General features: G+C 69.8%; 16 protein-coding genes. 6 read left to right on the top strand and 10 right to left on the bottom strand.

Going from position 1 to position 13349, the window contains the following annotated elements; genetic code table 11:
• Positions 1 to 65: 65 nt before the first annotated feature.
• Complete coding sequence (locus BN2279_RS02370) at positions 66 to 353, top strand: hypothetical protein (RefSeq protein ID WP_059006031.1); 288 nt, start codon at positions 66 to 68, stop codon at positions 351 to 353.
• 6 nt (positions 354 to 359) lie between these two features.
• Here the strand turns inward: BN2279_RS02370 and BN2279_RS02365 are convergent, their stop codons facing one another.
• From BN2279_RS02365 to BN2279_RS02340, 6 genes are all read right to left on the bottom strand, one after another.
• On the bottom strand, positions 360 to 707 hold the full coding sequence (locus BN2279_RS02365; RefSeq protein WP_059006030.1) for an ASCH domain-containing protein: 348 nt from the start codon (positions 705 to 707) through the stop codon (positions 360 to 362).
• Positions 704 to 2116, bottom strand: a complete 1413-nt coding sequence (locus BN2279_RS02360; RefSeq protein WP_234347313.1) for an NsdA family TPR-like regulatory protein — start codon at positions 2114 to 2116, stop codon at positions 704 to 706. Before BN2279_RS02360 ends, BN2279_RS02365 begins: the two co-directional genes overlap by 4 nt.
• 148 nt (positions 2117 to 2264) lie before the next feature.
• The gene (locus BN2279_RS02355) at positions 2265 to 3089 is read right to left on the bottom strand and encodes an aminoglycoside phosphotransferase family protein (RefSeq protein WP_234347312.1); all 825 of its coding nucleotides are present in this window, start codon (positions 3087 to 3089) and stop codon (positions 2265 to 2267) included.
• 55 nt (positions 3090 to 3144) lie between these two features.
• On the bottom strand, positions 3145 to 3666 hold the full coding sequence (locus BN2279_RS02350; RefSeq protein WP_059006028.1) for an NUDIX domain-containing protein: 522 nt from the start codon (positions 3664 to 3666) through the stop codon (positions 3145 to 3147).
• A 181-nt stretch (positions 3667 to 3847) separates the two neighbouring features.
• Positions 3848 to 4195, bottom strand: a complete 348-nt coding sequence (locus tag BN2279_RS02345) for an ASCH domain-containing protein (protein WP_059006027.1) — start codon at positions 4193 to 4195, stop codon at positions 3848 to 3850.
• Positions 4192 to 5637, bottom strand: coding sequence for an NsdA family TPR-like regulatory protein (locus BN2279_RS02340; RefSeq protein WP_234347310.1), 1446 nt, complete (start codon positions 5635 to 5637; stop codon positions 4192 to 4194). Before BN2279_RS02340 ends, BN2279_RS02345 begins: the two co-directional genes overlap by 4 nt.
• A gap of 179 nt (positions 5638 to 5816) precedes the next feature.
• Here BN2279_RS02340 and BN2279_RS02335 point away from each other — a divergent pair, with 179 nt between their 5' ends.
• The 5 genes from BN2279_RS02335 (at position 5817) to BN2279_RS02320 (ending at position 9463) form a co-directional block, all read left to right on the top strand.
• Complete coding sequence (locus BN2279_RS02335; RefSeq protein ID WP_059006026.1) at positions 5817 to 6482, top strand: hypothetical protein; 666 nt, start codon at positions 5817 to 5819, stop codon at positions 6480 to 6482.
• A 237-nt stretch (positions 6483 to 6719) separates the two neighbouring features.
• On the top strand, positions 6720 to 7871 hold the full coding sequence (gene amcB, locus BN2279_RS02330; protein ID WP_059006025.1) for a cyclophane-forming radical SAM peptide maturase AmcB: 1152 nt from the start codon (positions 6720 to 6722) through the stop codon (positions 7869 to 7871).
• Complete coding sequence (gene amcA / locus BN2279_RS29010; protein WP_159037022.1) at positions 7868 to 8041, top strand: multiple cyclophane-containing RiPP AmcA; 174 nt, start codon at positions 7868 to 7870, stop codon at positions 8039 to 8041. Before amcB ends, amcA begins: the two co-directional genes overlap by 4 nt.
• Positions 8042 to 8077: 36 nt before the next feature.
• Entirely contained in the window at positions 8078 to 8767 is a 690-nt protein-coding gene (locus tag BN2279_RS02325) for a pentapeptide repeat-containing protein (RefSeq protein WP_059006024.1), read from the top strand.
• 174 nt (positions 8768 to 8941) lie between these two features.
• Positions 8942 to 9463, top strand: a complete 522-nt coding sequence (locus BN2279_RS02320; protein ID WP_159037021.1) for a hypothetical protein — start codon at positions 8942 to 8944, stop codon at positions 9461 to 9463.
• A gap of 63 nt (positions 9464 to 9526) precedes the next feature.
• Here the strand turns inward: BN2279_RS02320 and BN2279_RS02315 are convergent, their stop codons facing one another.
• The 4 genes from BN2279_RS02315 to BN2279_RS02300 all read right to left on the bottom strand — a co-directional run bounded on the left by BN2279_RS02315 (position 9527) and on the right by BN2279_RS02300 (position 12951).
• Positions 9527 to 10186, bottom strand: a complete 660-nt coding sequence (locus tag BN2279_RS02315; RefSeq protein WP_059006022.1) for a hypothetical protein — start codon at positions 10184 to 10186, stop codon at positions 9527 to 9529.
• On the bottom strand, positions 10183 to 11055 hold the full coding sequence (locus BN2279_RS02310) for an ATP-binding cassette domain-containing protein (RefSeq protein ID WP_059006021.1): 873 nt from the start codon (positions 11053 to 11055) through the stop codon (positions 10183 to 10185). The genes BN2279_RS02315 and BN2279_RS02310 overlap by 4 nt, the downstream gene beginning before the upstream one ends.
• 143 nt (positions 11056 to 11198) lie before the next feature.
• Positions 11199 to 12434 (bottom strand): cysteate synthase, encoded by a 1236-nt coding sequence (locus BN2279_RS02305; protein ID WP_059006020.1) that lies wholly within the window; start codon positions 12432 to 12434, stop codon positions 11199 to 11201.
• Between the two features lie 280 nt (positions 12435 to 12714).
• Positions 12715 to 12951, bottom strand: coding sequence for an MbtH family protein (locus BN2279_RS02300; protein WP_059006019.1), 237 nt, complete (start codon positions 12949 to 12951; stop codon positions 12715 to 12717).
• Positions 12952 to 13349: the final 398 nt, after the last annotated feature.

Raw genomic sequence — 13349 nt, 5'->3', positions numbered from 1 at the left:
CCCCCGGGCGCGGGGCGAGGCAGGGTGGGGGTGTCGGATGCGGGGTTCACGAAAAGGGAACGGTCATGACGGGGTTGAGGACGTTGTTCGCCGGGGTCGCGGCCTCGTGCGTGGGGGCCGGTGCGCTGGTGGCGGGGTCGGTGGTCGTCGCCGCCCCGGCGCAGGCCGGGGTGTACGACTGTCAGCAGTATCTGGAGTCCAGGGGCTACGACGTCGGTCCGAGGGTGACCCAGGCGTGTGAGATCGGCGCCAAGGGAGCGGCCTACCAGGGCCCTTGCGTGAGTCTCCTGGGCGGGCTCGGCGTGATCTCCGGCGACGCCGTCGCGGCCTGCGGCCGGGCCCGCGCGGACTGAGAGCGCTCAGACGGTGAGTTCGATGTGGATCGCGAACACGCCCAGTGCTTCCTTGTCCGCCGGGTAGATGTCGCGGATGGCGGTGAGGAGTTCGTCGTGGGTCATGGATTCGGCGCCGATCGCGTCGTTGTCCTCGGCGTCGAGCATCGCTTCGAACGAGTCGTACTCCACGATTCGGATGACGCGGGTGAGGAGGGTGGTGTCGCCGGAGGTGAAGCGCAGCAGGTCGCCGGCGGCCATCCGGCGGATCTTGGGGTAACCGACGCGGACCTCGACGGTCTTGGTGCCCCGCGCGATGAGGTCCAGATACGGCTTGCGGATGTTCAGGCTGTGTTCACGGCGGTCGTCGGTCACGCGGCGGCCAGCCGTTCACGCAGACCGTCCACCGCCGCGTTGCCGGGGTAACGGCGGGCGAGGTAGCCGGTGAGGTCACCGGCGCGGTTACGCACGGAGTTGACCACGCGGGCGGAGCCGAGGGCCTGGTGCCCGAGGGCCACCGCGTCGTCGGGGTCGCCGAGTTGGGCATGGGCGAGAGCCAAGTCGATACGGGCGATGGCCTCGCGGCTGGGTGACCGGGTCGCTTCCGGCGCCGCTCGGTAGGTGGCGAGAGTCCGTTCGGCGTACTCACGGGCCCGGTCCGGGCGGCCGAGCCAGATGTACGCGGTCGCCGGGTAGGACGTGAGCGTGTAGTCCGCCAGCCGGAGGACATCCACGCCGAACAGGCGGGGCGGGCGTGACGGAAGCCGGTCGTACGTGTCCCGCGCGGCGCGGAAGGTCGCCTCGAAGCCCTCGATGTCCCTGTCGGCCGCGCAGGCGCGTGCGGCCTGGGCGTGCAGACGCACGGTCCACGGGTGATCGATAGGGGCCTCGGCAAGTCCCCGGCGCGCGGCGGCCAGGGCGTCGGCGGGACGGTGCTCGTAGAGGTTGATCGAGGCGGCGGCGTACATCGACGTCGCACAGAGCAGGCCGTGCCCGGCCTGCCTGCTGTGCACGAAGGCGTCGTCGGCGAAGGCCAGGCCGGTACGGGCGTCGCCGAGGTCGTGGGCTAGCCAGGCCAGCATCTGGGACAGCCGCCCGGCGGAGGCGAGCAACTCCCGGCCCTGCCGGTGAGTGTGCCTCGCCCTGAGCAGCGCGCCGACCTTGCGTCGGTAGTCGAGTACGGCGTCGAACAGCCTTCGCGGCGGCGCCTGGGAGTAGGCACGATCCAACTCCGCGACCGCCAGGTCCAGATGGGCCAGGGTGTCGGACGCGAGCATGCTCGCCTCGGCCTGCCGGGTGAACTCGGCCGCCTCGGCGGCGGCCTGTTCCAGAATCTGTGCGGCGACACCCGGAGTGGCCAGCGCCAACCCACCGAGTGCCACCGCGCTCCGACGCTTCGTCCTGTCCACCTCCCCACCGCTGCCGCTGTCTCCAGCGTAAGCCGGATTCCCCGAAAGGTCGCCGCTCGTCGGCGGGACCTCCCAAGGTCGTGGCGGCAGGTCGAGCATGTCGCCGGGAATACCGAAACCGTCCGCGATACGTTCGATCACATTCTGACCGCGAATGCCACGGGCGCCACGGATGACGTCGCTGATGCGTGAACTGGTCATCTTGCCGATGGCGGCTGCCATGTCGGCGTGGCTGGAGCCTGTCCGCCGGTTGACGAGACGGAAGATCTCGCGGAAGTCGCGTGCGGCGCAGGCGTGCCGCATGGCGGGACTGTGCAGCAGCGTATCGGGGATCGTGAGTGGGTAACCACGCCGCAGGCGTTGGCGATCGTCCATCAGCAACCTCGCAGGCACGGAAAGTGATCACGCTCAGCGTAGTCCGCGCGAGGGGGCAAGGTTCCCCGAACGGCGAACGGGGATCCCCATCCGCCACTCCACCACGCCACGCCCGGAACGGATCTGCGCGCCCAGGCGGTGCCGTGCCTCAGCGCAGGAGCTTCGCGGCCAGGTCGCGGAGGGGCCCGACGAGATCAGGGTGATCGCCGAGTTCGGCGCGGTGCAGCAGACGGGCCGCGACGTAGAGTTGGGCGCGGCGTCCGTCGGGGGTGCCGAGAACAGGGAAGTGGTCGCGCACCTTCCGGGCCAGGCCGGGGACGGGCAGGCTGTAGCAGTAGAGGGTGGCCGCGTCGGTGCCGGCGGGACCACGGCCCCACAACTCCCAGTCCAGGAAGCCGAGTGGGCTGAGGAGGTTCGACCAGTGAAGGTCACCGTGCACGGTCTCCCACCGCTGGATGCGGACCTCGGCCTGGTCGCCGAAGGCGGCACGCACACGGCGGTCGACTTTGTCCTGGTCGGTGCTGACGCGCCGGGTGGGCGTGGCGGCCAGACGCCGCAGGCTGTGGTGGAGACCGTTCCACCAATCCTCGGACAGGCGGGGGTCCGACCGGGCCGTGTCGGTGGGTGAGCACGGCGCTCCGGGCAGAGAGGTCATGACCTCGGCGCGCTGCCGGCGCCAGTCGCCTTCGGCCCACTCGTGGACCCCGAGCACGCGCGGCTTGGACAGCCCGTGGATCTGGTTGGCGTCCGCGTTCCCGGTCCAGGCATGACCCTGGGCCCACCGGGTCTGCTCGGAGACGACCCGGAGCCAGCGCGAACCGTCCGGTCCCTGGGCGGCGGCCCCGATGGACCGGTCACGCCAACCGTGCACGGGCTCGGCGACGACGGTCAGCCCGAAATGCTCGGCGGCGCGCTCCAGATTCCCGCACATCCAGACACGGAAGCGGCGGTCCGCCTCGGCGATGTCGTTCACGGGACATATCCCGGGCCGCACGGTGGGTGATTCGACGGCAGCCGGAACCGGGGGCTCAGAGGGGGTCCCAGTTGGTCGCGCCGTCGTGGAGGTAGGCCGGGTGTCCGGTTTCGGTCGCGTGGAGGGCGGCGGCGAGTCTGTGGCGGAGTCTTGGGGGGAGCAGGGCGCGGGCGGTGTCCGGTGGCAGGAAGGCCGCCTCGGAGAGTTCGGTGTCGCGGGGCATCAGGTCGGCGGTCTCGATGTCGGTGAGGGTGCCGCCGTCGAAGATGAAGGCGAGGAGGTCGTCCCAGGGGCCGTGTGCCGGCACCCAGTCGATGACGAGGAGCGAGCCGAGCGTGACGGTGAGCCCGAGTTCTTCCCGCAGTTCACGTATCGCCGCCTCGTGCGGCGCCTCATTGGCCTCGGCCATGCCGCCGGGGAGGTCCCAGCCAGGCTTGTAGGTGGGGTTGACCAGAAGAACCCGGCCGGTCGCGTCGCGCAGGAGAACATCGGCGGCGACGCGCTTGCGTGCCTGCTTGGCGTTGCCCTCGGCGAGGTGGGCGTGCCACGCGGCCGGGTCGGAGGGGCTGGGCCTCATCGGCAGGATCCTTCCGAAGGCGTGCTGATGACGTCGGCGAGCAACAGCATTCTGGTCCTCGCCGCGTCGAAGAGCGAAGGCACACCGGACGCGCCCGGCGGCACCGCGCACCTGACAGGGTGAGGAAGGTCTTCGGCGGGGTGCGGCTTCGGGTACCGGAGGCCGGGATGCTGGTCGTCGCTCAGGCGGTGAGTTCGGTGTGGATCGCGAAGACGCCCAGTGCTTCCTTGTCCGCCGGGTAGATGTCGCGGATGGCGGTGAGGAGTTCGTTGCGGGTCATGGACTCGTCGCCGATCGCGTCGTTGTCCTCGGCGTCGAGCATCGCCTCGAACGAGTCGTATTCCACGATCTTGGTGACGCGGGTGAGGAGGGTGGTGTCGCCGGAGGTGAAGCGCAGCAGGTCGCCGGCGGCCATCCGGCGGATCTTGGGGTAACCGACGCGGACCTCGACGGTCTTGGTGCCCCGCGTGATGAGGTCCAGGTAGGGCTTGCGGATGTTCAGGCTGTGTTCGCGGCGGTCGTCGCTCACGCGGCGGCCAGCCGTTCACGCAGACCGTCGGCCGCCGCGTTGCCGGGATAGCGGCGGGCGAGGTAGCCGGTGAGGTCACCGGCGCGGTTGCGTACGGAGTCGACTACGCGGGCGGAGCCGAGGGCCTGGTGGCCAAGGGCCACTGCATCGTCGGGGTCGCCGAGTTGGGCGTGGGCGAGAGCCAAGTCGATCCGCGCGATGGCCTCCCTACTTGGTGATCGGGAGGCTTCCGGGGCTGCCTGGTAAGTGGCGAGGGCGCGTTCGGCGTACTGCCGGGCCTGGTCGGCTCGGCCAAGCCAGACGCATGAGGTCGCCGGATAGGACGTGAGCGCATACTCCGCCAACGGCAGTACGTCCATGCCGAACCGGTATGGCGGACGCGGGGGGAGCCGGTCATAGGCGTCTTCCGCAGCACGGAAGGCGGCCGAGAAGCCCTCGGCGTCCCCGTCCGCCGCGCAGGCGCGGGCGGCCTGGGCGTGCAGGCGCACGCTCAGGGGATGGTCGGGCGGGGCCTCGGCAAGGCCCTTGTGTGCGGCGGCCAGAGCGTCGGCAGGGCGGTGCTCGTAGAGGTTGATCGACGCGGCGGCGTCCATGGCCCAGGCGCAAAGCTGTCCGTGTCCAGCCTCCCGACCGTGGACAAAGGCATCCGTGGCGAACGCGAGGCCGGTGCGTGCGTGGCCGAGGTCATGGGCGAGCCAGGCCAGCAGTTCCGACAACCAAGCGGCGTAGACGAACAGTTCCCGGCCCTGCCGGTGAGTGTGCCGGGTCGCGAGCAGGGCGCCCACCTTGCGTCGGTAGTCGAGCACAGCCTCGAAGACCTGCTGCGGCGGTTTGAGCGAGTAGGCACGGTCGAACTCGGTGACCGCTAGATCGAGGTGGCTGAGCGTCTCGGGGACCAGCGCGCTCGCCTCGGCCTGCCGGGTGAACTCGGCCGCCTCGGTGGCAGCCTGCTCCAGGATTTGTGCCGCTGCGGCGGGAGTGGCAAAGGCCAGTCCGGCGAGCCTCACGGCGCTGCGACGCTTCGTCGTCTCCACCTCCTCGCCAGTTGCTGGCGCGAAAGACGCGATGGCTTCCGTGTCTTCACTCTCTTCAGCGTAAGCCGAACCACCCGGTTGGTTCACGCTGTCCGGGGAGCGCTCCCAAGGTCGTGGCGGCAGGTCGAGCATGTCGCCGGGAATACCGAAACCGTCCGCGATACGTTCGATCACATTCTGACCGCGAATGCCACGGGCGCCGCGGATGACGTCGCTGATGCGTGAACTGGTCATCTTGCCGATGGCGGCTGCCATGTCGGCGTGGCTGGAGCCTGTCCGCCGGTTGACGAGACGGAAGATCTCGCGGAAGTCGCGTGCGGCGCAGGCGTGCCGCATGGCGGGGCTGTGCAGCAACGTGTCGGGGATCGTGAGTGGGTAACCACGCCGCAGGCGTTGGCGATCGTCCATCAGCAACCTCGCAGGCACGGAAAGTGATCACGCTCAGCGTAGTCCGCGCGAGGGGGCAAGGTTCCCCGAACGGCGAACGGGGATCCCCATCCGCCGCTCCACCACGCCACGCCGCGTTCGAAGCTTCTGAGACGGCACGGACTCGCGTGCGACGTGAGCGTCCCTCGGAGGTTGACGACGTGTATGGCCACAGCCCCAAGCTCCTGGCGCCGCCATTGGCGTGGGGATCCAAGGGCATTCCCGTCCCGTACATCACGCCCTGGAGCGGGGAACGGATCTCCGTCCGCACCCTCACCGTGCGCCGTGACGGAACGGGACTGTGCTACAGCGACGAGACACCGGCCGACCGCGACGCTCACGGCGTGCTGTGGAGTCGGCTGGACGAAGCACCTGGGCGGGGCACGCCGAACTTCCGCTCGGTCCATCCTCTCCGTCAGCGCCGGGCCCTTCTGGAGAAGCTGTGCCAGGTGTGCGCGGGCCCGGCCAGTCGTACCGACCGGGGATGGCTCTTTCTCTTTCGGCGGCCCACCCCGGTTGTCGAGGCGTGGGACTGGCCCGAGGGCGTGCACTGCATGAAGCCGCCGGTCTGCCTCGGGTGCGCGGCCATCGCGTTGCGGCACTGTCCGCATCTGACGCGGACGGTTGCCGTCAGGTCCCGCAAGCCCCGGCCGCGCGGTGTCTTCGGGGACTTCTACAGTCCGGACGCCACCGGGTCACTGGTCGCCCGGTCGGACGGCTGCATCCCCTACGGACACCGGGACAGGCCGTGGTTCCTCGCGTCCCAACTCGTCGTTGAACTACGCCGTTGCACGGTGGTCGATCTCGATGCAGAACTCGCCCGGTAAGCCCCGCTCAGTCGCGGCAGGACACCGCTGTCCGGAGGACTCGGTGGGGACCACCAGCCGTACACCGCCCGAGGTTCTCCTCGGCCTGGCGTGCCGATACTGCCACCGCCCGTTCGCCACGGGTCGATCTTCCCCGGTGGAGGCGGGAACCATCGTCTCCAGCCACATCTACGCCCGCCCGTGGCGGTTCCGGGTACTGGCCTGCGAGATCTGTGGAGGTGTGAGGAATTGAACGACGTGCGTCGGTCGAGCACGAAATCGGCCCACGACCGCTGGATCGCGGCCTTGCCGCGGACGGTGGTCGTCCAGCCCACCAGCTTCTGCAATCTGGATTGCACTTACTGTTATCTCCCGAACCGGGACCGCAGGACTCACATGCCCGGCGAGGTGATCACGGCCCTGGAAAAATCGGCCGTGGAGTTGACGGGAAGCTCCCCGGGACATCGGCTGGATCTCGTGTGGCACGCGGGGGAACCCCTGGCGGTCGGTTTGCGCCGGTTCACCGAACTGGTCGTGCCCTTCGAGGACTTGAGGCGCCAAGAGCGGCTGCACCACTATGTGCAGACCAACGCCACGCTCATCACCGACGCCTGGTGCGCGTTCCTCAACCGCTACGGGTTCCGCGTGGGCGTGAGCATCGACGGCCCGGCCACGCTGAACGCGCAACGGATCGACCGGAAGGGACATCCGGCCTTCACACGGATCACCCGGGGTATCGCCCGGCTCCGGCATGCCGGGATCCCCTTCTCCGTCATCGCCGTGGTGACCGCGGAAAGCATCGAGCAGCCCGAAGCGTTACTCGACTTCCTCGCCGGTCTCGGCTGCCGCACCATCGGCCTGAACGTCGAGGAGGCCGAGGGAGTCAACGTCCACCGGGTGACTCCGGTCATGACCCGCTCCGTGACGTTCTGGCGGCGCACTCTCGCCTGGAGCCGCCGAAATCCCGAGGTCTCCATCCGCGAGCTGGCTCGCCTCGGTGACTACCTCCACCTCACACGCACCGGGCAAGGCGAACGGTGGGCCGCCCGGCTCATCGACCCCATCCCCACGATCTCCGTTACCGGCGACGTCACCCTCCTTTCCCCGGAGCTGGCGGGCACCGAAGCCCCGCCCTACGGCGACTTCAAAGCCGGGAACATCCTTGACGAGTCGTTGACCGCGATCCTCGCCGGTGCTCACCGCTTGCGGTACGTCCGGGAGTTCGTCACGGGCCTGCAAGCCTGCGAAGCGACCTGCCAGTTCTTCGACTTCTGCCGGGGGGCACAGGCCGGCAACCGCTACTTCGAGAACGGTCGCCTCGACACCACCGAAACCGATTACTGCCGTACCTCACGGCAAGCCCTCATCACGGCACTGTCCGATACCGTCCGGAAGGAAGAAACACCATGAACCTGCTGGAACTCCTCGCGACCGCCGATGCCCCGGTCATCGACCATCTCACCGCCCACAGCCACGACCGGATCGCCGGGAACTCGTTCGACAATCGGCCCACGTGGGACAACATCGGGATCGGCTTCGACAACCGCCCCACCTGGGACAACTGGAACAAAACCAAGTGACCGACCACCCACACCGTCAGGAAGCGTGCACCCCGCATGGACAGCCGCACTCTCGGCCGCATCACAGTCTCCCTGCCTGCCCTGGACGACCCGGACCTGTATCTGTCCAACGTCGCTTCCCTCGAAGGCGGCAGGGGAACCGTTCAGGACTTCCGGTACGCCGACGCCAGTCTGCGTGAACTCGACCTCACCCAGGCCCATCTCGTCACCGGCCGCATCAGCGGCCTCTCCGCGCAGCGCGTCCGCCTCGACGGCTTGCGGGTGGACTCCGTCGAGTTCGACGGCTGTGATCTCGGCTCTCTGCACTGGTCCGGGAGCAAGCTGTCCCGCATCGTCTTCCGCAACTGTCGGCTCATGGGCGCCGCGCTCGAACAACTCACCCTCGACAACGTTCTCTTCGAAGGGTGCAGGCTCGACTACGCCACCTTCGATCAGGTGCGGGCGTCGGGCCCCCTGGCCTTCGTCAAGTGCACCCTCACCGAAGCCGCGTTCCACCGATGCGATCTTTCCGGCAGCCACTTCGAGGGATGCGGGCTGCACCTGACCGAGTTCGACGCGGGTACCTACCGCGACACGGACCTGCGCGGGAACGATCTGTCCGCCCTCCGTGGGATTCCCGCCCTGAAGGAGGTCATCATCGACCGCCCCCAGCAGGCGGAACTCGCCCACGCTTTGACCGCCGAACTGGGCATCGTCTTCGCCGACACCCTTGACGATCCGGAGTAGCCCATGGGTCTGAGAATCGCGTTCACGCGCTTCACCGCTCTGAGGCAACGCTGCGAAACCGCCATCGCCCGACCAGTATGGGGCCACCCCGAATACGAAGACGGGGCCGTCATCCCCACCGAGCCCTGGCAGCCCCTCACGGGAGATCATGCCGAAGCTTTCGCAGCGGATGGCATGGGGCCCGTCGGTACCCTCACCGAACTCGTCGCCCTTCCCGACGCACCGGCCCCCGCTGCCCTCGCCGGGCTGCCTGAGTCCCTTGGGGACTCGCATGCCCAGTACCTCGGCCATGCCCAGAGTCCGCCCGGCGCGCTGACCACCACGCTGAACCGTGCCACCGGTCGCCGTATCGGCCTTCACATCGACAACTGGGACAAACTTCCCTGCTCCACCCGGCATCAGGCCCGGCGGCGCCTCTGCTACAACCTCGGCCCAGGGGCCCGCTACCTGATCCTCGGCGACGCCGATATACGTACCATCGCCCGCGCCCGCCACCCTCACACCGACGACCTCCGCGCCTACGCGGCCGATCATCCGCTGCGCTGCGTCCGGATCCGCCTCGACCCCGGCGAGGGTTACCTCGCACCGACCGAACTCCACCCCCACGACGGATCCACCCAGCACCAGGACCAGCCCTCCACTGTCGCCTTCTGGCTCGGCCACTGGCCACGGGGGATCCTGCGCTCCCTCGTATGAGCCCCTGGGGCACCGCATCGGATCAGCGGATCTGCCGGATGGACGGCCCTGCCGGGGCGGTGGTCAGTCTCGGCGGTCGGCTACGGCGTCGGTGATCAGGGTGCTCGCCGTCAGTGCCGCCAGTGCGACGGCCGCGCAGCCTGCCGTGCCGAGGAGCAGGTCGGGGGCGTCCGGCGTGTGCGCCAGGAGGCGGATCAGCCGGTTGATCGGGGGGAGGTCCTGGGGGAAGCTCACGACCGACATGAGGATCAGGGCCGCGATGACCGCGTGGCCGGTGCGGCGGATCACCAGGCGGGAGACGATCAGGCCGATCGCCACGCCGGTGCTCGCGCCCGTCAGCATGGCCAGGACGCCGACCAGGATGTCGTCGAGGGTGATGGCGTGGTCGCCCACCACCAGTGGCAGGAAGAGCATCAGGGCGGAGACCAGCAGGCTCGTGGCCAGGGCGGCCAGTACGGTCGCGACGAGCACCGAACGAGACCGGCCGGCGTGGACCACGGCGATGACACGCCGTACGGGGTCCTCGGCGTTGACCAGTGTGACGGTCAGCCAGACCGAGGAGACGAAAAGCGCCCCCGAGACGGGGCCGTAGATCGCCGCCACCGGCAATGAACCGGAACTCCCGGTGAAGACGAACGCCACGCCGACGAACAGCAGCAGCGGGGGGATGTAGCGCTGCGAATGCAGCATGGCCGCCATGGTGTAGCGGAACAGCGCGATCATGAGGCACCACCGAGGACAGCGGCCCGTGGAGTGTTCACCTGGCCAGCTTCCACCAGCGACCAACCGTCGTGCAGCGCCGCCAGGACCAGCTCGTCGGCGCGTGCGCTGGTGACGTGGACCGTCACGGACGCGCCGTCGGCCCGCGCGGTGAGGACGCCGGCGAACGCGTGCCAGTCCGCGGTGCGGGGAATCCCGTACTCGTTCACCGGTGCTCGGAACACGATCCGGGTCTCCTCCGGCCGCGCCGCGCTCGCGGACTCCGGGTCGGCGGTCACCTTTCCCCGGGCGACCCGGTAGATCCGTGTCGCGTTCGCCTGGACCACCGACTCACGGTGGTCGGTGAACACGACGGTGCCGCCGGCCCTGGTGGTCTCGGCCATGATCTCCGCCAGGACGCCGTGCGCCGAGCTGTCCAGCCCGGACCAGGGCTCGTCCAGGACGAGCAGTCGCGGCGGGATCATCAGCGCCTGGGCCAGGGCGACCTTCTGCGCGTTTCCCTTGGACAGCGTGCGCAGCGCCGTGTCGGCGCCGCCGACGAGGGCGAGCCGCTCCAGCAGCTCCTCGGCGCGTCGGCTCGCCGCCGCGCTCCGCAGGCCGCTGACACGCCCCATATGGGTCAGGTAGCTGTGCGCCGACATCCGCTCGTCGGGCGGGAAGCGGTCGGGAACGTAACCGACGCGGGCCGGGCGGTCCAGCACCTGGCCCGTGGTCGGCCGCGTGACACCGACGAGGATTCTCAGCAGTGTCGACTTCCCCGATCCGTTGCCGCCGCTGAACGCGATCAGCTCGCCGGGGGGCAGATCCACGTCCACATCGGCGAGGACCCATGCCTGCCGTTGGTAGCGCTTGCCAATGCCGCGCAGTCTCACGCCCGGTCCTCTCCCCTCGTCAGCGCAGGGCGTCAAGCGTCCTGCGCAGGATGTCGAGCGGTAGCTGTACGGTGACGCGCCGCTCAGTCTAGCCACATGTCAGCGTGTGACCGGGGGCGGTTCCCCGGTGCGCCGGTTGACGTTCACCGCAGCACCGCGCAGGTGCGCAGCAGGTCGGTCGGGAGTTCACCGGCGTGCCAGTCGGCGGCCGGGACGACGGTCACCGGATCGGCCGGGGACAGCGCGGCGTGCTGCGCGATCCTGCGTCGGCCGCCTCCGGTGATGTTGAGGAGCACCGTCGCGTCGCGGGGCACGGTCCCGTCGCCCACCGCCTCGCGCAGGCAGGCGACGGCGACGGCGGCGGCCGGTTCGATGTCGATGTGCTCGACGTCGGCGAACAGGTCCCTGGCCGCGTCGGCAGCCGCGTGATCGGCGATCATCAGGTCCCCGCCGCTCTCGACGAGGCAGTCGCGCACCCCGCCGGACGCCGCGTACGGCGGGTGCCGGTTGGTCAGTTCGGGCGCGAACGCCCTCAGCGGGGCGGACGGGGCGGCCTGCCGGGGCCGGTTGCCCCGCCAGGCGTCGTACAGCGGCGCCGGGAACGCGTTCTGGCATAGCATCAGCCGTGGCGGGACCTGACCGGTACCGGCGTCCACCAGTCTGCGCGCCGCCTCGTGGACGCCGATCGCGCCCGCGCCGCTGCCGACCGCCTGGAAGTAGAAGTCGGGCATCCCCGGCATGGCCTCGATCGCCGACAGCAGCACCGTGGCGAGTCCGGCCCGCCGGGCGACGTTCCTGGTGCCGCCTTCGAGCGCGCCGCCGAGCGCGCCGGAGAGCGCGTCGGCGAACAGGATCGCGTCGGAGTAGTCGGCCTGTTCGAGCGCGACCAGCCGCACGCACGGCGCCAGCGGCTCGCGCAGCGCGAGCGTGCCGAGACCGGACGCGGGGACGACGATGACGCACGGCACACGGTAGCGGGAGGCGAGAACGGCGAAGGCCGCCGCGGTGTTGCCGGCCGAGGACAGGACCAGGGGCGGCGGGTCGTCCGGCAGCCGGGCCAGCACGCAGAACGCCTCCAGCTCCTTGAACGTTCCCGTCTCCAGGGCGCAGGCCCGTTCCGGCCAGTAGCCGTTGAACGCGATCCACAGGTCGCGCAGGCGGAGAGATCCGGCGAGTCCGGTACTGCGGTAGGTGACCGTTCCCCCCGCCTCGGGGAACTCCCGCCGCACCGGCAGCCAGTCGCGATAGCGGAAGAGGCCCGTCCGGGCCGGGTCGGGTGTGAATCTCCGTGCCCTGTACTCGACTTGCAGGAGTGCCCGCTCATGCGCGCCCGGACAGTCGAGCAGCAGGCCGTCATCGTCGGTCCGCCAAGCGCACACCGGACAGATCAGGCTGTGGTGTGGTGTGTTCAGAAGTGCCTCACTGGGCACAGGGTTCCCCCGCGGTGTGATGGCGCCACGTGTCAGGGCATGCCGGACGAAGGGTCCGGATGTCGCGCGGCCGGCTCACGGCGGCCGAGGAGAGAGCCCGGCGCCGACGTTCGGCGACCGCCGTACCGGTCCGCGGGCAGCTCCGCTCGCGGACCGTGTGCCGCCGCCATGAGGTCGGCGTGTCCCGCTCCGGGGCGCCCGGGGGGCGGCCTCGGAGCGATGGCCGAGGTCAGGTGGTGGTGGACCGGGCGGCGGCGTCCGCCTCCATGGCGTCCACCAGGCTTTGCGGTCGCATGTCTGTCCAGTTTCGCTCAATGTAATCGACGCAGGTCTGGTGATCGCTCTCTTCGAGTTCGACCGACCAGCCCTCGGGCACCTCGGCGAAGCTCGGCCAGAGCGAGTACTGGCGCTCGTCGTTCACCAGCACCAGAAAGCGTCCGTCAACGTCATCGAACGGGTTGGTCATCGCTTTTCCTCCCGGTGACCGGGCGCGCTGCGAGGCGGCCCGACTGTTCCCTCCGCGCGGGGATCGCCGACCGCCCGCTCCGGGCCGCGACGTGTGGCGCGCGTACCCCATACTGCCCTGCCGGGCGGGGGCTCGGTACAGCCCCCACAGGTCTGGCCGGAATTGATCTCTCGGCTCGAAAAATGCGGTTGACCCGGATCCGAACCGTGGGGAAGCATTTCCGGCGGTCGACTGGCGCCACGCGGATCGCGGGGCGCCAGGCCGGTCGCGTACGGGGGGTGCGCTGTCTGTCAGCGTCGTGGTTCCGGTCTGCCCGCAGTCTGCCCCCGAGCCGGTACGGAAGTCGTCCGGCTGTGCTGTCGGCTCGGGGGCAGACTGCGGGCAGACCGGAACCACGA

Origin of the sequence: Streptomyces specialis, assembly GCF_001493375.1 — a bacterium.
GTDB lineage: Bacteria > Actinomycetota > Actinomycetes > Streptomycetales > Streptomycetaceae > Streptomyces > Streptomyces specialis.
The sequence above is the reverse complement of the archived record's forward strand: the minus strand, read 5'-3'. Positions and strand labels throughout refer to the sequence as shown.